Source organism: Shinella sp. GW821-FHT11G07, from assembly GCF_058808115.1.
This window is the reverse complement of the sequence record NZ_JBXARJ010000019.1, coordinates 1-17,252: the sequence shown is the minus strand read 5'-3', so window position 1 is coordinate 17,252 and position 17,252 is coordinate 1. Positions and strand designations below refer to the sequence as shown.

General features: G+C 60.3%; 19 protein-coding genes, 3 tRNA genes and 1 pseudogene. 4 read left to right on the top strand and 19 right to left on the bottom strand.

All coding sequences use genetic code 11. The features are described from left to right. Nucleotides 1-4: 4 nt before the first annotated feature. The 14 genes from nuoH to AC1RT2_RS27800 form a co-directional block, all read right to left on the bottom strand. Nucleotides 5-1,051 (bottom strand): NADH-quinone oxidoreductase subunit NuoH, encoded by a 1,047-nt coding sequence (gene nuoH, locus AC1RT2_RS27865; RefSeq protein WP_069059114.1) that lies wholly within the window; start codon nucleotides 1,049-1,051, stop codon nucleotides 5-7. Nucleotides 1,052-1,071: 20 nt separating this feature from the next. Beyond that, the gene (nuoG, locus tag AC1RT2_RS27860; RefSeq protein ID WP_493107210.1) at nucleotides 1,072-3,150 is read right to left on the bottom strand and encodes an NADH-quinone oxidoreductase subunit NuoG; all 2,079 of its coding nucleotides are present in this window, start codon (nucleotides 3,148-3,150) and stop codon (nucleotides 1,072-1,074) included. Nucleotides 3,151-3,273: 123 nt separating this feature from the next. After that, a complete protein-coding gene (locus tag AC1RT2_RS27855) occupies nucleotides 3,274-3,921 on the bottom strand; it encodes a helix-hairpin-helix domain-containing protein (protein WP_493107208.1) in 648 nt (215 codons plus the stop codon). A 4-nt stretch (nucleotides 3,922-3,925) separates the two neighbouring features. Continuing rightward, the gene (gene nuoF, locus AC1RT2_RS27850; RefSeq protein ID WP_493107206.1) at nucleotides 3,926-5,230 is read right to left on the bottom strand and encodes an NADH-quinone oxidoreductase subunit NuoF; all 1,305 of its coding nucleotides are present in this window, start codon (nucleotides 5,228-5,230) and stop codon (nucleotides 3,926-3,928) included. 5 nt (nucleotides 5,231-5,235) lie between these two features. Further along, complete coding sequence (locus AC1RT2_RS27845; RefSeq protein ID WP_493107204.1) at nucleotides 5,236-5,862, bottom strand: hypothetical protein; 627 nt, start codon at nucleotides 5,860-5,862, stop codon at nucleotides 5,236-5,238. Between the two features lie 12 nt (nucleotides 5,863-5,874). Further along, nucleotides 5,875-7,011 carry an NADH-quinone oxidoreductase subunit E gene (locus AC1RT2_RS27840; RefSeq protein WP_493107202.1) on the bottom strand — a complete coding sequence of 379 codons (1,137 nt, stop codon included), beginning with the start codon at nucleotides 7,009-7,011 and terminating at the stop codon, nucleotides 5,875-5,877. 16 nt (nucleotides 7,012-7,027) lie between these two features. Then, nucleotides 7,028-7,270 carry a hypothetical protein gene (locus AC1RT2_RS27835; RefSeq protein WP_493107200.1) on the bottom strand — a complete coding sequence of 81 codons (243 nt, stop codon included), beginning with the start codon at nucleotides 7,268-7,270 and terminating at the stop codon, nucleotides 7,028-7,030. Beyond that, nucleotides 7,270-8,460 carry an NADH-quinone oxidoreductase subunit D gene (locus AC1RT2_RS27830; RefSeq protein ID WP_493107198.1) on the bottom strand — a complete coding sequence of 397 codons (1,191 nt, stop codon included), beginning with the start codon at nucleotides 8,458-8,460 and terminating at the stop codon, nucleotides 7,270-7,272. The genes AC1RT2_RS27835 and AC1RT2_RS27830 overlap by 1 nt, the downstream gene beginning before the upstream one ends. Nucleotides 8,461-8,508: 48 nt before the next feature. Continuing rightward, the gene (locus tag AC1RT2_RS27825) at nucleotides 8,509-9,114 is read right to left on the bottom strand and encodes an NADH-quinone oxidoreductase subunit C (protein WP_069059121.1); all 606 of its coding nucleotides are present in this window, start codon (nucleotides 9,112-9,114) and stop codon (nucleotides 8,509-8,511) included. 18 nt (nucleotides 9,115-9,132) lie between these two features. Next, nucleotides 9,133-9,714 (bottom strand): NuoB/complex I 20 kDa subunit family protein, encoded by a 582-nt coding sequence (locus tag AC1RT2_RS27820; protein WP_069059122.1) that lies wholly within the window; start codon nucleotides 9,712-9,714, stop codon nucleotides 9,133-9,135. After that, on the bottom strand, nucleotides 9,705-10,070 hold the full coding sequence (locus tag AC1RT2_RS27815; RefSeq protein ID WP_069059123.1) for an NADH-quinone oxidoreductase subunit A: 366 nt from the start codon (nucleotides 10,068-10,070) through the stop codon (nucleotides 9,705-9,707). Before AC1RT2_RS27815 ends, AC1RT2_RS27820 begins: the two co-directional genes overlap by 10 nt. Nucleotides 10,071-10,336: 266 nt before the next feature. Next, complete coding sequence (locus tag AC1RT2_RS27810; protein ID WP_493107194.1) at nucleotides 10,337-11,224, bottom strand: prohibitin family protein; 888 nt, start codon at nucleotides 11,222-11,224, stop codon at nucleotides 10,337-10,339. 158 nt (nucleotides 11,225-11,382) lie between these two features. Continuing rightward, nucleotides 11,383-11,459: transfer RNA gene (locus AC1RT2_RS27805), tRNA-Asp, on the bottom strand. Between the two features lie 47 nt (nucleotides 11,460-11,506). Next, a tRNA-Asp gene (locus tag AC1RT2_RS27800) sits at nucleotides 11,507-11,583 on the bottom strand. Between the two features lie 243 nt (nucleotides 11,584-11,826). Here AC1RT2_RS27800 and AC1RT2_RS27795 point away from each other — a divergent pair. Both AC1RT2_RS27795 and AC1RT2_RS27790 read left to right on the top strand, forming a co-directional pair. Further along, a tRNA-Val gene (locus tag AC1RT2_RS27795) sits at nucleotides 11,827-11,902 on the top strand. Between the two features lie 887 nt (nucleotides 11,903-12,789). After that, nucleotides 12,790-13,044 carry a hypothetical protein gene (locus tag AC1RT2_RS27790; protein WP_493107192.1) on the top strand — a complete coding sequence of 85 codons (255 nt, stop codon included), beginning with the start codon at nucleotides 12,790-12,792 and terminating at the stop codon, nucleotides 13,042-13,044. Between the two features lie 161 nt (nucleotides 13,045-13,205). Here AC1RT2_RS27790 and AC1RT2_RS27785 read toward each other — a convergent pair whose 3' ends face one another. Together AC1RT2_RS27785 and AC1RT2_RS27780 are read right to left on the bottom strand one after the other, a co-directional pair. Next, complete coding sequence (locus AC1RT2_RS27785; RefSeq protein WP_493107190.1) at nucleotides 13,206-13,547, bottom strand: hypothetical protein; 342 nt, start codon at nucleotides 13,545-13,547, stop codon at nucleotides 13,206-13,208. Nucleotides 13,548-13,705: 158 nt separating this feature from the next. Continuing rightward, entirely contained in the window at nucleotides 13,706-13,900 is a 195-nt protein-coding gene (locus tag AC1RT2_RS27780; protein WP_493107334.1) for a hypothetical protein, read from the bottom strand. A 591-nt stretch (nucleotides 13,901-14,491) separates the two neighbouring features. Between AC1RT2_RS27780 and AC1RT2_RS27775 the strand changes: the two are divergent. Next, nucleotides 14,492-14,590: pseudogene (locus tag AC1RT2_RS27775) on the top strand (DUF982 domain-containing protein); the annotation flags it as partial. A 73-nt stretch (nucleotides 14,591-14,663) separates the two neighbouring features. On the opposite strand, the gene AC1RT2_RS27770 reads toward AC1RT2_RS27775, so the two are convergent. Next, nucleotides 14,664-14,906 (bottom strand): hypothetical protein, encoded by a 243-nt coding sequence (locus AC1RT2_RS27770; RefSeq protein ID WP_150129847.1) that lies wholly within the window; start codon nucleotides 14,904-14,906, stop codon nucleotides 14,664-14,666. A 547-nt stretch (nucleotides 14,907-15,453) separates the two neighbouring features. Between AC1RT2_RS27770 and AC1RT2_RS27765 the strand changes: the two genes are divergently transcribed. Next, a complete protein-coding gene (locus AC1RT2_RS27765) occupies nucleotides 15,454-15,669 on the top strand; it encodes a hypothetical protein (protein WP_493107188.1) in 216 nt (71 codons plus the stop codon). Nucleotides 15,670-15,804: 135 nt separating this feature from the next. Here AC1RT2_RS27765 and AC1RT2_RS27760 read toward each other — a convergent pair whose 3' ends face one another. Continuing rightward, entirely contained in the window at nucleotides 15,805-16,746 is a 942-nt protein-coding gene (locus tag AC1RT2_RS27760) for an HlyD family secretion protein (protein WP_493107186.1), read from the bottom strand. Continuing rightward, entirely contained in the window at nucleotides 16,743-16,988 is a 246-nt protein-coding gene (locus AC1RT2_RS27755; RefSeq protein WP_493107332.1) for a DUF3302 domain-containing protein, read from the bottom strand. The genes AC1RT2_RS27760 and AC1RT2_RS27755 overlap by 4 nt, the downstream gene beginning before the upstream one ends. Nucleotides 16,989-17,252: the final 264 nt, after the last annotated feature.

Here is a 17,252-nt window from a genome sequence, read left to right as displayed (position 1 = left end):
GTCCTCATGCGGACCAGCCCGTGAGCTTCAGCACGAATGCAACGATAACGACCATGGCGAGCGAGATCGGAAGAAAAACCTTCCAGCCAAGACGCATGAGCTGGTCGTAGCGGTAGCGCGGCACGAAGGCCTTCACCATCGCGAACATGAAGAAGACGAAGGATGCCTTCAGAACGAACCAGATGATGCCCGGGACCCAGTTGAGGAACCAGACGTCGACCGGAGGCAACCAGCCGCCAAGGAAGAGGATCGTCGTCAGCGCGCACATCAGGCAGATGGCGGCATATTCGCCAAGCATGAACATCATGTACGGGGTCGAGCCGTACTCGACCATGAAGCCGGCGACGAGTTCGGATTCCGCTTCCGGAAGGTCGAAGGGCGGGCGGTTCGTTTCGGCCAGCGCCGAGATGAAGAACACCACGAACATCGGGAACAGCGCGAGCCAATGCCAATCGAGGAACGAGCCCGGCAGACCGATCATCGTGCCGACGCCGTCACGCTGCGAGTTGACGATGTCCGTCAGATTCAGCGAACCGACGCAGAGCAGAACGGTGACGATAACGAAGCCGATCGAGACTTCGTAGGAGACCATCTGCGCTGCGGAACGGAGTGCACCGAGGAACGGGTACTTCGAGTTCGAAGCCCAGCCGCCCATGATGATGCCATACACTTCAAGCGACGAGATCGCGAAGATGTAGAGGATGCCGACATTGATGTTGGCGATCACCCAGCCGTCGTTGAGCGGCACGACCGCCCAGGTAGCGAGCGCCAGCGTCACGGAGACGAGCGGCGCCAGAAGGAAAATCACCTTGTTGGCGGTTGCCGGGATCACCGGCTCTTTGAAGACGAACTTCAAGAGGTCGGCGAAGGACTGGAACAGACCCCACGGGCCGACGACGTTCGGGCCGCGACGCAGCTGCACGGCGGCCCAGATCTTGCGGTCGGCGAGAAGCACATAGGCGATGAAAACCAGCAGCGCGACCAGCAGCAGAAGCGACTGGGCCACCATGATCAGGCCAGGCCAAACGTAGGTCGAAATGAAAGCGTCCATAACGTCTTATTCCTTCGCGCTCATTCCGCCGCGGCTTTGAAATTATTGCGGGCAAGCGCCGAGCATTCGGCCATGACTGCCGAGGCGCGCGCTATTGGGTTCGTCAAATAGAAGTCTTTGATCGGAGACGCAAACCCGGAATTCGCCATCGTCCCGCCTTTTTTCGCAAGTGCGGAAAGATCGGCGATTTCACCGCGCGCAATCTCGTCGATCGCGGCGAAATGCGGGTGTGCGGCATGGAGTTTTGCACGCAGCTGCACGAGCGAATCGAACGGCAGCTTGTGTCCGAGCACGTCGGAAAGCGCACGCAGGATCGCCCAGTCTTCGCGGGCATCGCCCGGTGCGAAGCCGGCGCGGCTGCCCATCTGGACGCGGCCTTCGGTGTTGACCCACGTGCCCGACTTCTCGGTGTAGGTCGCGCCCGGCAGGATGACGTCGGCGACATGCGCCGCATTGTCGCCGTGCGAGCCGATATAGACCGTGAAGGCGGTCTTCTTGGCAAAATCCATTTCGTCAGCGCCGAGCAGGAAGAGCACGTCGGTGCCATCAAGCATGTCGGCCGCCGTCTTGCCGCCCTCACCCGGCACGAAGCCGAGGTCGAGGCCGCCGACGCGGGACGCTGCGGTGTGCAGAACGGCAAGACCGTTCCAGTCCGCCTTCACCGCACCGACTTTTTCTGCCAGCGCCGTGACAGCCGAGAGAACCGCCAGGCCATCGGCACGCGACAGCGCACCCTGGCCGACGATGATCATCGGACGCTCGGCCTTCTTCAGCTTGGCGGCGAACTTGACCGAACCGTCGACGAGGCCGGAGAGCGTTTCCGTGCCGGCGCCGAGATACTCGTAGCCGTAGCGCAGCTCGCCCTGTTCGCCGATCACGCCGATCGGGAAGTTGTCCATGCGCCAGCGCTTGCGGATGCGCGCGTTGAGCACGGCAGCCTCAAGGCGCGGGTTGGAACCGACAATCAGCAGGGCGTCCGCCTGCTCGATGCCTTCGATGGTCGGGTTGAAGAGATAGCTGGCGCGGCCGAGCGACGGGTCGAGCTGCGAACCGTCCTGGCGGCAGTCGATGTTGGTCGAGCCGAGCGCGGCCATCAGCTCGCGCAGCGCATACATCTCCTCGACGGAGGCGAGGTCGCCGGCGATCGCACCGATGCGGTCACCGGAGGTGCCGGCAACGGCCATCTTGATGGCGCTAAAGGCGTCCGCCCAGCTTGCCGGCTGGAGACGGCCGTCCTTGCGGACATAGGGGCGGTCGAGACGCTGGGTCTTCAGGCCATCCCAGATGAAGCGGGTCTTGTCGGAAATCCACTCTTCGTTGATCTCTTCATTGACGCGCGGCAGGATGCGCATGACTTCGCGGCCGCGCGTATCGACGCGGATTGCCGAGCCGACGGCGTCCATGACGTCGATCGATTCGGTCTTGTTCAGTTCCCACGGACGGGCCGTGAAGGCGAAGGGCTTGGAGGTCAAAGCGCCGACCGGGCAAAGGTCGACCACGTTGCCCTGAAGCTCGGATGTCATGGCCTGTTCGAGATAGGTGGTGATCTCGGCATCCTCGCCGCGGCCGATCAGGCCAAGCTCGGTGATGCCGGCGACTTCCGTCGTGAAGCGAACGCAGCGCGTGCAGTGAATGCAGCGGTTCATGATCGTCTTGACGAGCGGGCCGATATACTTGTCCTCGACGGCGCGCTTGTTTTCCGAGTAGCGCGAACTGTCGATGCCGAAGGCCATCGCCTGGTCCTGCAGGTCGCATTCGCCGCCCTGGTCGCAGATCGGGCAATCGAGCGGATGGTTGATGAGCAGGAACTCCATCACACCTTCGCGCGCCTTCTTGACCATCGGCGTGGTCGTGAAGACTTCCGGCGCTTCGCCGTTCGGGCCGGGGCGCAGGTCGCGCACGCTCATGGCGCAGGAGGCTGCCGGCTTCGGCGGACCGCCCTTCACCTCGACGAGACACATGCGGCAGTTGCCGGCAACCGACAGCCGCTCGTGGAAACAGAAGCGCGGAACCTCGGCGCCCGCCTCCTCACACGCCTGAAGCAGCGTGAAGTGATCCGGGACTTCGATTTCTTTTCCGTCGACTTTCAGCTTTGCCATATCTGCTTTCCCGCTTTTGACGTGGAACCCCGCGTCTCGCCAGCGCCATTCTCTCCGGCTTTCGTTTCGGGTCTTTGCCCGTCCCTTCGGCCTTTGTTCCTATTCGCCAGTTCCGGTGGAGCCTTAGCCCCTGCCCTTCGCCAGCGCCTTTGCCTGCTCCACCCAGCTGTCGCGGACGATCCGTCCGCCAAAACCGAGTTCGGCTTCAATCCTTGCCACATCCGCTGCCTTCAACGCCGCGATGTCGGCATAACGCCGGATGCCCATGCCGTTCAGCACCTGCTCCAGCTTCGGCCCGATACCCGAAATCGCTTTCAGGTCATCGGCCTTGGCGGCTTTCGCCACCGGCGCCTTGCGCGCCGGCTTTGCTTCCGCCGTCTTCGGCGTCGCGCTTTTTTCGCGCGCCACCTTTGCCTTCTCGTCAGCAGCCGGCTCTTGCGCCTTCGCCACCGGTTCCTGCGGAACCACCGTCAATACCGGCCTGGCCTCGACCGGTTCCGCCGCCTTGGCCGTGACGTCGACCGTCTCGTCGAACACCACCCTGGCCCGCTGCGTCGCATTCTGCATCAGGCCCAGCATCATCCCGGCCATCTGGCCCGCAATGCCAAACCCGATCGCCGTCGTTGCAGCCATCGCCGCCACGGGATCAGCCATAACCGGCATGCCCGGCATCTGCTTCAGCCATGGCGCCAGGCCGAACGGATCGTCGCCGGCGGCTGTTGCCGGCGGAACTCTGGTTGCATTCGCATCCTGTCCTGCCGGCTTCGTCATCGCCTTACTCCGCTGCTTCCAGCACCGCGCCATGGTCCATGGCGTTGGCCGTGTATTGGTCGATCCGCGCCTCGATTTCGGGGCGGAAGTTGCGAATGAGGCCCTGGATCGGCCAGGCCGCCGCGTCGCCGAGCGCGCAGATCGTGTGACCTTCGATCTGCTTGGTGACGTCGAACAGCATGTCGATTTCGCGCTTCTGGGCGTTGCCCGTGACCATGCGCTGCATGACGCGCATCATCCAGCCGGTGCCTTCGCGGCACGGCGTGCACTGGCCGCAGCTCTCGTGCTTGAAGAAGGCCGAGATGCGCCAGATCGCCTTGATGATGTCGGTCGAGCGATCCATAATGATCATGCCGCCGGTGCCGAAGGAGGACTTGACCTCGCGCAGGCCGTCGAAGTCGAGCGTGACGTTCATCATGTCCTCGGCCTTGACGACCGGGCAGGATGCGCCGCCGGGGATGACGGCCAGCAGGTTGTCCCAGCCACCGCGAATACCGCCGCCATGCTTTTCGACCATCTCCTTGAAGGAGATGCTCATGCTCTCTTCGATCGTGCAGGGCGTGTTGACGTGGCCCGACATCATGAACAGCTTGGTGCCGACATTGTTCGGACGGCCGAACGAGGAGAACCAGGCGGCGCCACGGCGCAGGATCGTCGGCGTGACGGCGATCGATTCGACGTTGTTGACGGTGGTCGGGCAGCCATAGAGGCCCATGTTCGCCGGGAACGGCGGCTTGAGGCGCGGCTGGCCCTTCTTGCCTTCCAGGCTTTCGAGCAACGCGGTTTCTTCGCCGCAGATATAGGCGCCGGCGCCGTGATGGACATAGACGTCGATGTCGTAGCCGAGCTTGTTGTTCTTGCCGAGCAGGCCGGCGTCATAGCACTCGTCGATCGCCGCCTGCAGCGCCTCGCGCTCGCGGATGAACTCACCGCGCACGTAGATATAGGCCGCATGGGCGCCCATGGCGAAGGACGCGATCACGCAGCCTTCGATCAGCGTATGCGGATCGTGGCGCAGGATGTCGCGGTCCTTGCAGGTGCCGGGCTCGGATTCATCGGCATTGACGACGAGATAGTGCGGACGACCGTCGGATTCCTTCGGCATGAAGGACCACTTGAGGCCGGTCGGGAAGCCGGCGCCGCCGCGGCCGCGCAGGCCTGACGCCTTGACTTCGTTGACGATCCAGTCGCGGCCCTTTTCGAGCAGCTGCTTCGTGCCGTCCCAATGCCCCCGGGCCATGGCGCCTTTCAGCGACTTGTCCTTGGTGCCGTAGATATTGGTGAAGATACGATCCTGGTCCTTAAGCATGGTTCTTACCCGCCATTTTCCGTGGCATTGCCGGCGCCGAAAACGCGTCGCGCAATGAATTGAAATGCTACGCCGCCGGCAACCGCACTACCCGCCGCCTTCAGCAGCAGCAGCGCTACGGCGCCCATGTCGGCCGCCTGCAGGCCGTCCTTGAACGCTGTCTGCTCGCCGACTTCCACGCCCAGAACCTCGGAAGGCGCCAGGAATGTTGAATAGACAAAGTAGCCGAACCCGACAAGCGCGCCCGCCAGATAGGCCGGCGACTTGAAGGGATTGGTGCGAACGGCATGAAGGTCGTCCAGCGACTTGCGAAACTTGTTGGCCACCCAGTAGAAGAACAGGCCGGCCAGCAGCGAGGTCAGCACGACGCGGACTGGATCCGTCCGGCCGCTCATCACCACGTTGAAGTAGGCCGCAAACAGCGCCATGCCGACGCCGACGGCCTTCGGCCAGTGCTTTTCGATGAAGACGATCGTCGGGTTGGCCTCGCGCGGCTCATCGCCACGCACCATTACCCGGCTGCGGTCCCCCGATACCTGGTGCGGGCTGGCGGCCTGCGGCAGACGCACGGACGCCATCGGGGTTTTAACCCCGACATCGCTCTCCACGCCTTTCTTGCCGAACGCTGCCATCCGTTTCCTGCCTTACCGCGGCTTCTTGCCGAAGACGCGGATGTATTCCGCTTCGCCGCCCTTGGCGAGCGCCTTGGCCTGCTTGACCCAGTCGTCGCGATCGATGCGGCCCTTGAAATTCAAATAACCATCGACCCAGTCGCGCTCCGCCTTCTTCCACCCGGCGACTTGCGCGAAGGTGAAGATGCCGAGTTCGTGCAGGATGCCCTCGATCTTCGGGCCGACGCCGGAGATGAGCTCCAGGTCGTCCGGGGTCTCGGGACGAGCGATGCCGGCCGGACGGTTCTTATCTTCCAGCGACGGCTTGCCGACGGCTGCCGCAACCGGCTGCTTGGCAGCGGCATCGCCACCTTCGGCGCGCGTGTCGCCCTTGACCTTGCTGTTCGCGGCGGCCTCGGCCTTGGCGTTTGCCGGCGTCTTCAGCGCGGGGTCGGTTTCGACGGCGTCCGTCTTCGGCTTTGCGGCATTCGACGGAGGAACGCTGACGCTGTCCTCGTCCGCCTTCTTGGCGCGGGTCGTCGTCTTCTTTACAGCCGGATCCGGCTCCGTGAGGCTGGTAAGACCACCGGCCGGCGCGGAATAGATGCGGTCGATCTGCGTGCCGGTCTCGACGGTCGAGCCTTTGCCGGCATCGAAACGGTCGATGATGTGCTCGAGCTGCGTCGGCGTCAGATCCTCGAAACTGTCCTTGAAGATCATGATCATCGGCGCGTTGACGCAGGCGCCCTGACACTCGACCTCTTCCCAGGACAGCGTGCCGCTCTCGTTGAGATGGAAGGGCTCGGGATGGATGCGCTTCTTGCAGACGTTGATCAGGTCTTCCGCGCCGCGCAGCATGCAGGGCGTCGTGCCGCAAACCTGGACATGGGCGCGCGTACCGACCGGCAGCAGCTGGAATTGCGTGTAGAAGGTCGCGACCTCGAGCACGCGGATATAGGCCATGTCGAGCATGTCGGCGACGGATTCGATCGCCGCCTTGGTGACCCAGCCATCCTGCTCCTGCGCCCGCATGAGAAGCGGGATGACCGCCGACTGCTGGCGGCCCTTCGGGTACTTGTTGATCGTTGCCTTGGCCCAGGTCGCATTCTCCTTGGAGAAGGCGAAGCTTGCGGGCTGGACATTGTCTTCGGCTAGTCGACGAACGGACATTCTGTAACGCCTTGTGTCAGTTAATCTGTCGGCACTGCGTTTCCGTCGTGTTGACGAACTCGCAGGCATAGGCCGACTTGTCATTCTGCATGAAGATGACGTAGCGGCTGCCGTTCGGCGCCGCCGCCTTGATCTCGTAACCCTGGCTCGCCAGTTCGCCCATGGTGGACGACACGATCGGCGGCTCCTCCGCCTGCTGCGCGTTTGCGGCAGCGGCGGTCAAAAGCACGGCGGCGATGGCTGGGACCAGTTTCAGCATCAACGGTCAACCTCTCCGAACACGATGTCGAGGGAGCCGAGGATTGCCGACACGTCGGCGAGCTGGTGGCCGCGACAGATGAAATCCATCGCCTGGAGATGGGCGTAGCCCGGGGCGCGGATCTTGCAGCGGTAGGGCTTGTTGGTGCCGTCGGCGACGACATAGACGCCGAACTCGCCCTTCGGCGCCTCGACGGCTGCGTACACTTCGCCGGCCGGCACATGGTAGCCTTCGGTGTAGAGCTTGAAATGGTGGATGAGCCCTTCCATTGAGCGCTTCATCTGGCCACGCTTCGGCGGAACCATCTTGCCATCGATCGAGGAGACCGGGCCGACCTTGGCAACACCGAGCAGGCGATCGACGCACTGCCGCATGATCTTGGCCGATTCGCGCATTTCGATCATGCGGATCACGTAGCGGTCGTAGCAGTCGCCGTTCTTGCCGATCGGAATGTCGAAGTCGAGGTCGGAATAGCACTCATAGGGCTGCGAGCGGCGGAGGTCCCAGGCAGCGCCCGAACCGCGCACCATGACGCCCGAAAAACCCCAGGCCCAGCAATCTTCCAGCTTCACGACGCCGATATCGACGTTGCGCTGCTTGAAGATGCGGTTGCCGGTCAAGAGTTCGTCGATGTCGTCGACGGTCTTGAGGAACGGGTCGATCCACTTGCCGATGTCTTCCACCAGCTCGTGCGGCAGGTCCTGGTGCACGCCGCCCGGACGGATATAGGCCGAGTGCATGCGCGCGCCGCAGGCACGCTCGTAGAACACCATCAGCTTTTCGCGTTCCTCGAAGCCCCAGAGCGGCGGTGTCAGTGCGCCGACGTCCATGGCCTGGGTCGTCACGTTGAGGAGATGCGAGAGAATGCGGCCGATTTCGGAATAGAGCACGCGGATCAACTGGCCGCGGATCGGAACTTCGGTGCCCGTCAGGCGCTCGACGGCGAGCGCGAAGGCATGCTCCTGGTTCATCGGCGCCACGTAGTCGAGGCGGTCGAAATAGGGCACGGCCTGAAGATAGGTCTTCGTCTCGATCAGTTTCTCGGTGCCGCGATGCAGCAGGCCGATATGCGGATCGACGCGCTCGACGATTTCACCGTCGAGCTCCAGCACGAGGCGCAACACCCCGTGTGCCGCCGGGTGCTGCGGCCCGAAGTTGATGTTGAAATTGCGAACGTTGTGCTCGTTCATACCGCTTGCTCCAGAGGTCGGCGCCCTGGCGGGCCGCCTGACCCAAAATCAGTTCTGCTTCGCCTTCTCGTCGCCCGGCAGCACGTAATCCGTGCCCTCCCACGGCGAGAGAAAATCGAAGTTGCGGAATTCCTGCTTCAGTTCGACGGGCTCGTACACGACGCGCTTGACCTCGTCGTCGTACCGCACTTCCACGAAGCCGGTCGTCGGGAAGTCCTTGCGCAGCGGATGCCCCTCGAAACCATAATCGGTGAGGATGCGGCGCAGGTCCGGATGGCCGGTGAACAAGATGCCATACATGTCGTAGGCTTCGCGCTCGAACCAGTCCGCGCCCGGATAGACCGCGCAGGCGGACGGGACCGGAACGTCCTCGCCGGTCGCAACCTTGATGCGCACGCGCAGGTTCTGGCGCGGCGACAGCAGGTGATAGACCACGTCGAAGCGGTCGGCGCGCGCCGGCCAGTCCACGCCGCAGATATCGACGAAGTTGATGAACCCGCACTGCACGTCATCGCGCAGGAAGGTCAGAAGACCGATGATGCGCGCACCGTCCGTCTTCAGGGTGAGTTCGCCATAGGCGATGTCGGCGGAGGCTATAAGGTGGCCTGCCGCTTCGCCGATATGGGAAGAAAGCTCCTGGAGGGCTTCGCTCATGTGTAAAGTCCCCTACCCTTAACGCTCGATCGTACCGGTCCGGCGGATCTTCTTCTGCAGCAGGAGCACACCGTAAAGGAGCGCTTCCGCCGTGGGAGGACAGCCTGGTACATAGATGTCGACCGGTACCACGCGGTCACAGCCGCGCACCACCGAATAGGAATAGTGATAGTATCCGCCGCCATTGGCGCAGGAGCCCATCGAGATGACGTAACGCGGCTCCGGCATCTGGTCGTAGACCTTGCGGAGCGCGGGCGCCATCTTGTTGGTCAACGTGCCGGCGACGATCATGACGTCGGACTGCCGCGGAGAGGCGCGCGGTGCGAAGCCGAAACGCTCGACGTCATAACGCGGCATCGAAAGCTGCATCATCTCGACCGCACAGCAGGCGAGACCGAAGGTCATCCACATCAGCGAGCCGGTACGGGCCCAGGTAATGAGCTCGTCCGTCGACGTGACGAGAAAACCCTTGTCGGCGAGTTCGTTGTTGATCTCGCCGAAATAGGCATCGTTGCTGCCGATGGGCTTGCCGGTCGAGGGATCGATGATCCCCTTCGGCTGCTGCGCAACGAGCGTGGTGCTGGTATGAGCTACTCCCATTCGAGTGCTCCCTTCTTCCATTCGTAGATAAAGCCGATGGTCAGGACACCGAGGAAGACCATCATCGACCAGAAGCCGAACCAGCCCATGTCGCCGAACGAAACGGCCCACGGGAAGAGGAAGGCCACTTCAAGATCGAAGATGATGAAGAGGATCGACACCAGATAGAAGCGGATGTCGAATTTCATGCGCGCATCGTCAAACGCATTGAAGCCGCATTCGTAAGCAGAGAGCTTTTCCGAATCCGGTGCCTTGTGTGCGACGGCAAACGGCGCGACCAGCAGTGCAATGCCGATCACGAGCGCGATACCGATGAAGATGGCGATCGGAATATAGGAACCGAGAAGTTCAGTCATTGGCGTCCATCCTGCCTGCTAACGGCGCCGGAGAGACGCCTGTTGGTCCAAGACCTGCAAGCCGAAAAAGTATGTTGCAACGCCAAAGTGGTTAGCGCAGTGAGCGTCCCTGCGCAAGGCTTTGTCCGGCTTTCGCCGCAATCATTGTGTTCTTTTCGCGATCACTCGGAAAGCCCAGCGGCAAAGCCATTTAAATCGTTACGATTTCAGGGATGACAGGGTGCGGGACGTTTCGCCGCAGTACCAAAGCGAAAGCCTTTTCCCGCCTAGTTCGCATTGAGGTTGAGCATCGGGACAGAACCACCGGGCAGCATGGTGCGCGGCAGCTGGCCGTCCCATTTTTCCGCCTGCGTCAGCGAAACCAGGCCCGGATTGTCCTTCAGCGCATCACCGCGCAGCTTGATCGCACCAGCTTCCGCCTCGCCGCGCAGCGTGATCGCCTCCGACTCAGCCTGCGCCGCCAGACGCACGGCATCGGCCTGCGCCTGCGCATCCGCGCGGCGGGCATCAGCCTGCGCACGGGCCTGCGTCACGGTGATCTCGGCCTGCACCTTTTCGCGCTCGGCATTCTGCCGCAGGCGCTGCACCTCGACCTCCGCCAGCATGCGCTGTTCGATGCTCGCCTCGTAAGCTTCGGAGAAATCGATGTTCTCGATCTGCACGCTGTCGATGGTGACGGGTCCGGAAATGCCTTCCTGGATCGCGGTGGCGACCTCGGCGTTGAGTCGCCCGCGCTCCTGGATGGCGGTGACCGCGTTGAAGCGGCCGAAAACCGTCTTGGTTTCCTCGAAAACCTTGCGCTCGATCAGGCGTGACAACAGGCCGTCCTCGCCACCATAATTGGCATAGACTTCCTGCACGCGGTCGGCGGGAATGCGGTAGTTCACGGACAGGCGGATATCGGCCGGCTGCTGGTCGCGGCTATAGGCCTCCATCTTGTCGTAGACGGCCGCCTTGGATTGCACGGAGACCCGCACGATCGAATCGATCAGCGGCAGCTTGAAGCCGAGCCCGGGTTCGGCGGTGCCCACCACCGCGCCATAGCGTAGAATCACGCCACGCTCGCCCTGGTCGACGGTGAACCACGAGCCGAAGACGACGCTCAGCGCGACGAGCACGGCAAAACCGCTCAGAACCATGGTGACGTAACGCATGCGAATCCCCCTCTTCGATCAGGCAAAACTATAACGAAGACGGAGCGAAGGCGGCAAACATTCAGCGTGGGTGGTAAAAATCCTGGAAGATATAGCGCCGAAGCGCGCATCAAGTGCCGAATGAGAAAACGGCACTAAATGCAGGAAGGAAAAAGAAATGGCGCGAGTGACGGGGCTCGAACCCGCGACCTCCGGCGTGACAGGCCGGCACTCTAACCAACTGAGCTACACCCGCGCATCTTTTTTTCCTTGCGGACCCGAATGTTCGTCCGGCCTTTCGAGTGGCGCGAGTGACGGGGCTCGAACCCGCGACCTCCGGCGTGACAGGCCGGCACTCTAACCAACTGAGCTACACCCGCATCCTCGAAAGCAACCGGATGGCGAAGCATCCGTACCGAGCGGCCTGCGCCGTTCGATGAGCGGCTAACTAAGGGGTTCGCCTGTGGGTGTCAAGCAGCTTTCAAGACAAAAGAATGACGCACGGCGAAATGTTTCCACAGCCCGCCGCATCTCCATGGGTCCATTCAAAAAAATGCAAAAACTTTGCGATAGCCTCTTGCGGATTGATCCGGTTCCGCATAGATCACGGCCACCAACCCGGCGGGCGATTAGCTCAGTTGGTAGAGCGCCTCGTTTACACCGAGGATGTCGGCGGTTCGAGTCCGTCATCGCCCACCATACTATTTCTTGCAAAGCCCTGTTCAGGCGGGGCTTTTTGCTTTCCTACGGTTCAAAACCGTTGATTCTATTGGGAAACCCGGTACGCTCCCCCCTCACCTTCTGACGGCTCCAAGGCTCGCGGCATGCATATAGAGTCGCTTGGATACGGGCTTGCTTGTTCTCGCAAGCGATCCAGTTGAACACGCTTCGCGGATCTGACGCCCCCAAACTGATTGCCGCAGCAATGCCACATGCTTGGCCAGCGATAGCCAAAAAAGACATGACAGTCTCTATTTGCCTCGCAGAGACTGGTCCCGTGGACCCATTCCTGCCGGTGTTGGAGATAGCGTTATTCGTGGCTTTAGCGCTCGACCCCAGCAAACAGGTATGGACGTGACCGCTCTCAACCACCAGCAACTGGAGAAGATCACCACAGCGATCCTACTAAATATCGCCCGCGAGAGGACCGGAGAGAGCCCGAGCGCTGGACAGAAACACTGGCTGGAAGCGTTCCGAAGTGCCCGCGGAGAAAGCGGCATATCCGGTGCAATAAACGAGTTTAGCGTTCCAGTTGACGCGTCGACATCCATGCCGGAAAAGGGCCGGTAGCGGATACGCCTTCGGGGCCTGTACCGCAGAATGAAGACCAATCCAGTACTACTCACGCACCACAAAGAGAGAGAAGTCAAAACCCGAGAACGATTGAGCGAGCGCTTCGATGAGAGCCCGAGCCGTTCCGAGCAAAAGCACGCGAACGATATTGGCGCGATGTAGAGGCCACTAGGGCTCGGGACCGCGAGAAACATCAATGGAACCGCGACAAGGAACGAGCACGCAAGATTCGCTCCTATAAAGCAAACAGGGCGAAGAGAACAATAACCCGTTCTCCTGTCGCGATATTCGCGATGATCGACAAGGCCTCATCAAAAGCCTTGCCACCGTTTGTGCGCGACGAAGTGATTTCGACGATGTGCCTTACAGTTTTAGAGGGCAAATTGTTTATCGAGAATATCGAGGCGGAAGCACGCCACTTTCTTACTGCTCCTATTCGCGAGTTCGACCACTTCAAGACGCCCTCGGTCGATGCCCCAATAAACGAACACGATGGATTGACAATGCTCGACCTTTTGGCAGATCACCACGAGGAAGACCCCTCCTAGCACCTCTGTGTGCGAACGCGCGTAATATGGGCTGTTCGGTCTTGAGCCGCTGACAGGACAAGATGCTTCACCGAATGGCTCCCATCATAGGTTCGCCATCACAAGTGGTGCCTTTCTCGGGTCCAAAGTTAGTTGCGCACCATGCTTCCGTCGGTGGAACGTCACGGCAGGATCTGCAAGTTCGAAATGCTCGCAGATCCCCCGGAAAGCCTCTCGTTCCCGGCCCCGCCCTTGAGCCGATCGTTCCCTCTTCCGGTAGAAATGTTGTTGGCCGAAGAATTGCCGGCCAGGTAGTCGGCAAAATCAGACCCGATGAGGTTCTCGATCGAAACGAATGTCTCGCCAACTGCCTCGCCGGCTCGTAGCGAGAGATTGCCTAGCCTGGCGGTCACCCGCTTCGATGCGCCGACATAGGTCACTACGTCCGTTCCGGCTCCACCGCTGAAAGCGTCGGCACCCATGCCACCCGACACACCACCTTTTCCATTGATACCAAGCAACACGTCAAGTCCACGCCATACCCACCGTAGAGTATGTCGTCTCCCGCCCCGCCATCAAGCGTGTCGCCGCCCTCCGCCCCAACTGGAATGTTCTTGCTGCCCGTACCGCGAATGACGTTACCGAAGCGGTTCCCCGTGCCTGATGTCGCATTCCCCGTAAGCTAGAGATTCTCGACGTACTGGCCGAGCACATGGTTCACTGAACTGTAAACGATATCGGTCCCGCCACCCGCAAACTCGATCGTCACATCGTAAGCGTTATCCACGTAGTAGGTGGTGTCTTCCCTGCCGCCGATCATGATGTCGGATCCGGCACCTCCGTCGATGAGGTCCTTTCCACCATTCCCGTAGTAGATCGTCCCCGGCGAAACATAAGAGCATCATTGTTACCCGAAGCCTTTGATCGTGTCGTCGCCGACGAAGATAGTGGCCAATGTTTCGGCTTTTGTCTTCGCGAACACCTATACGTCGATCGATCTTGGTGATGAGCCAGTCGCCGGGCAGAGCTCACCGCTGAGAGATGCTCCAATAGACGTATGGCTAAAACCAGTCACTATTCCGGAAGTGGTGGTTCCCACGTGAATTAATTGGCGACTATAGGCTTCATACTTCCAGCCATAGGTCAACGCAAACTCAAAAATCGTTGTGTATTTTGTCGATGTCGGTTCTCTCGACTCCCCAAAATGAGCTATCCTCAGATGGCCGAAGCGTTTGTATGCCAATATTTCGCCTGTTTACTGCGTCATTTACCACGAAATTGCCCTTCTTGCACTCCCTGCAGACTTCGTCAGGATGACGTTGAGCGCTGCTGGCTACAATTACAAGTGACTTACAACTGTATGCTGCTACATCTCCTGGATGAGTGATCGCTTGTAGGGGCAGGATCTGGGATTGGACGAGCCGATCACTCTTGAGACTAGCAAGCTCGGGAAGCGCTAGTCGTAACCAGCACTACTGAAGCTGCAGGAGCTTTAATGGATAGATGGCCCGTAAACACCGGCGAGGCGCTCATAAAAGGGCGGGAAACGTGTCTGGCTGTACTGTAGGGAGAGGGGCGGCGAGCAAGGCCTTTATGAAGACGGCGAAAGAAGCCGGGGAATTTATCAGAGACTGAAGCAGTCACCCCAGCCAGAACGTTCGATCCCAGACCGGGACCGACCCAGCAACCTCGAAAATGATGGTGCGAACGCGCTGAACCACTGCCGGCGGAACCCGCCCCTGGATGATGATCGCCTGCGGCTCGTATCGGATATCGATCTGATATTGAGCGCAGAGTGCATCATATGCGACCGCAGCATTTATGGACGCGCGCAGGCCGTACCCTTGTGCGCCGAAGCCGCCGCCGAGAGATGCTTGGAACATCTCACCCTCCACTGTTTCATATATTCTTGAAAACGGATGGAGTGCTTCTAGGGTTCCGGCTGCGTTATCAATAAATGCAATAATATTAGAGGGATGGCTCAACAATCAAAGCAACGACATGCCCAAAGGACCCGGCCCATTTCTGAGCCGAGTCCTATCCACCCCCGGATGACACTCGACACCTTCGCGGGATACAGCGAGCGCGTCTATTAACTTTGACACAACCCTCCAAGATTCCTTACTCGCCTCTTCCCTTGCTAATCAGCACCATTCCTAAGCGCTTCGGGCCTCGCTGAACGTCACACCCAGCGTCACGGCGACAAGGCCGATAACGTCAAGGGCTCCCACCCTCATGAGCATCTGTTGCATGCCGAAACAAATCCGTGCGCAGCGGCACGTCCTGAACAATAACGCACTAGTCTTCTAACAAAAAATTATTAGCCCTCGAATATATTCCCCGCCTTAACCGTAAGAGTATCGTCAATCGGCATCGCGAAGTGAAAATCATCTTGCGAAACCGCTAGAAACTCATTACGGAGACCGATGCATGGCCTGGTTGCAGTTAACGACGCAGAACAACTCCCCCATGTTGCTTGATTCCGAGAAAATACTGCTCATCAAACCACACGTTGTGGGGGCACACATCACCCTCACGATCAGCGCCGAAAACCAGGAAGGCAAGCCATCCCTTAGGACAGCAACCGTTCGTGAGGATGCTGGCTACATCGGCAAACTCATGAAAGCCATCGTATCTAAACGTTAGCCCATCGTCCGGCGCGAACTGTTTCAGTCCGTGGCGGTAGGCCCTCAGGTGAGCGGGCGACCGGGGATGAAGTGAGGGTGTTGCCATCATGGCAAAACCCTTCCTTCCGGCAGGCCATCGGCTTGTGATGTGCGGTCAGAACGGGTTGACGTAGTTCGTGATGGCCACCTGCCGCAGAAGGACTTTGCGTATCACGTGGGCCGCCTGGACGTGGTCTGTGAAGATTGCGGCTGTACCAGTGCTTCCAGCCGGCAGGCTGTCGGCAAGCTCGACATCGTCCAGTTTAATCCTCACGACGATGGGAAGACTCTGGATCAACTCAGGTGTCACGGCGTTGCCGGAAACCCTCGCCTGACCAGAAGCCACCGCCTGCAGCACGCTCTCGACCTTTCCCGGAAAAACCTTGCCCGGCATGAACTTGAAGGTGGCCTCGACCGGCTGGCCGGGTTCGACATAGCGGGCATTGATCTGCGGTACCTCAATACCGATGATCGTGTCCGCCGTGTCGATGAACGCCATTACCGGAGAAAGCGGCAGGCTGCTCACACGAGCGCCCTTCCGAAGAGCGAGATTTGTAACATAGCCGTCCGCCGGAGCGCGAACCACCGTTTTCTCCAGATCCCACTTGGCACCCACAAGTTCGGCCTGCAGTTGCTCGACTGCGGCCTGGCTTTGTTCGGCATCGAACCGTCGGCCAGCTCCTGTTGACGACAGACTTGACGTTTCGGACAACCGAAGCTGTGCGAGGTCCAGTTGCGCCTCCAGAGCGTCCACCTTCGCCTTAAACGGTACGGGGTCGATTTTGAAAAGGACATCACCTGCCTTGAGCGGCGTGTTCGCGGTGACGGGTACCTCTATGACTTCGCCCGCGACTTCAGGAACGATGGCAACGGAGTTGCGGACGGCCAGGGCCGTTCCTTGAGGTGCTCCCCAGCCCATCGGAATGAACAGACCGATCAAAAGCAACAAGAGGACAAGCACCGGCGAGACTTTCCAGAACAGATTGAACCGCACGACCCTAAACTTGACCAGGCAGAAGAGGATAACGAGATAGACGTTCAGAAGGACGACGATCATTGGGCGTTCTCCGCGCTCTCGACCCGAGGGACGTCGACATAGGCCCAGATCAAAATGATCGGCCAAAGCGCGAAACCGAGAAACAACGTCACCCACCCAGCCACGGTTATTGCCTGGGCCCAAGGATGATTGCGCCGCTGCGCGATCATGCCGGGCAGCATGGCTAGGAAAACGACGACCGCCGCCGTGCTGAGGACGAGTACGATCAGGACGATCCAGGCAAATATATCAAGGCCGCTCATGACGTTGCGCTCATCGCCGATGCTGAGCCAGGAGGGGAGCACCTTATCTCCCAGCGCGTCCTCGGAAAAGTTGGGCCGCCGTAATTCATAAGTGTCACTCCGGATGTGGTGAACGGGAGCAGGCACCAAAGTCTCGCCGGGCGAAAGTACGTTACGGTAACAAAGTACGGATTTACGAAAATCTGCACGGGCTCTGGTAATCCTCCCGTTTTTAACGGGGCTCTACGGTAGAATTCACGCAGCCCTCTTCAGTTTTTGTGCGGG

What these genes read in the sequence shown, in the direction of transcription:
- nuoH (WP_069059114.1), bottom strand. Translation starts at nt 1,051, where the DNA reads ATGGACGCTTTCATTTCGACCTACGTTTGGCCTGGCCTGATCATGGTG.
- nuoG (WP_493107210.1), bottom strand. Translation starts at nt 3,150, where the DNA reads ATGGCAAAGCTGAAAGTCGACGGAAAAGAAATCGAAGTCCCGGATCAC.
- AC1RT2_RS27855 (WP_493107208.1), bottom strand. Translation starts at nt 3,921, where the DNA reads ATGACGAAGCCGGCAGGACAGGATGCGAATGCAACCAGAGTTCCGCCG.
- nuoF (WP_493107206.1), bottom strand. Translation starts at nt 5,230, where the DNA reads ATGCTTAAGGACCAGGATCGTATCTTCACCAATATCTACGGCACCAAG.
- AC1RT2_RS27845 (WP_493107204.1), bottom strand. Translation starts at nt 5,862, where the DNA reads ATGGCAGCGTTCGGCAAGAAAGGCGTGGAGAGCGATGTCGGGGTTAAA.
- AC1RT2_RS27840 (WP_493107202.1), bottom strand. Translation starts at nt 7,011, where the DNA reads ATGTCCGTTCGTCGACTAGCCGAAGACAATGTCCAGCCCGCAAGCTTC.
- AC1RT2_RS27835 (WP_493107200.1), bottom strand. Translation starts at nt 7,270, where the DNA reads ATGCTGAAACTGGTCCCAGCCATCGCCGCCGTGCTTTTGACCGCCGCT.
- AC1RT2_RS27830 (WP_493107198.1), bottom strand. Translation starts at nt 8,460, where the DNA reads ATGAACGAGCACAACGTTCGCAATTTCAACATCAACTTCGGGCCGCAG.
- AC1RT2_RS27825 (WP_069059121.1), bottom strand. Translation starts at nt 9,114, where the DNA reads ATGAGCGAAGCCCTCCAGGAGCTTTCTTCCCATATCGGCGAAGCGGCA.
- AC1RT2_RS27820 (WP_069059122.1), bottom strand. Translation starts at nt 9,714, where the DNA reads ATGGGAGTAGCTCATACCAGCACCACGCTCGTTGCGCAGCAGCCGAAG.
- AC1RT2_RS27815 (WP_069059123.1), bottom strand. Translation starts at nt 10,070, where the DNA reads ATGACTGAACTTCTCGGTTCCTATATTCCGATCGCCATCTTCATCGGT.
- AC1RT2_RS27810 (WP_493107194.1), bottom strand. Translation starts at nt 11,224, where the DNA reads ATGCGTTACGTCACCATGGTTCTGAGCGGTTTTGCCGTGCTCGTCGCG.
- AC1RT2_RS27790 (WP_493107192.1), top strand. Translation starts at nt 12,790, where the DNA reads ATGATCGACAAGGCCTCATCAAAAGCCTTGCCACCGTTTGTGCGCGAC.
- AC1RT2_RS27770 (WP_150129847.1), bottom strand. Translation starts at nt 14,906, where the DNA reads ATGTTCCAAGCATCTCTCGGCGGCGGCTTCGGCGCACAAGGGTACGGC.
- AC1RT2_RS27765 (WP_493107188.1), top strand. Translation starts at nt 15,454, where the DNA reads ATGGCCTGGTTGCAGTTAACGACGCAGAACAACTCCCCCATGTTGCTT.
- AC1RT2_RS27760 (WP_493107186.1), bottom strand. Translation starts at nt 16,746, where the DNA reads ATGATCGTCGTCCTTCTGAACGTCTATCTCGTTATCCTCTTCTGCCTG.
- AC1RT2_RS27755 (WP_493107332.1), bottom strand. Translation starts at nt 16,988, where the DNA reads ATGAGCGGCCTTGATATATTTGCCTGGATCGTCCTGATCGTACTCGTC.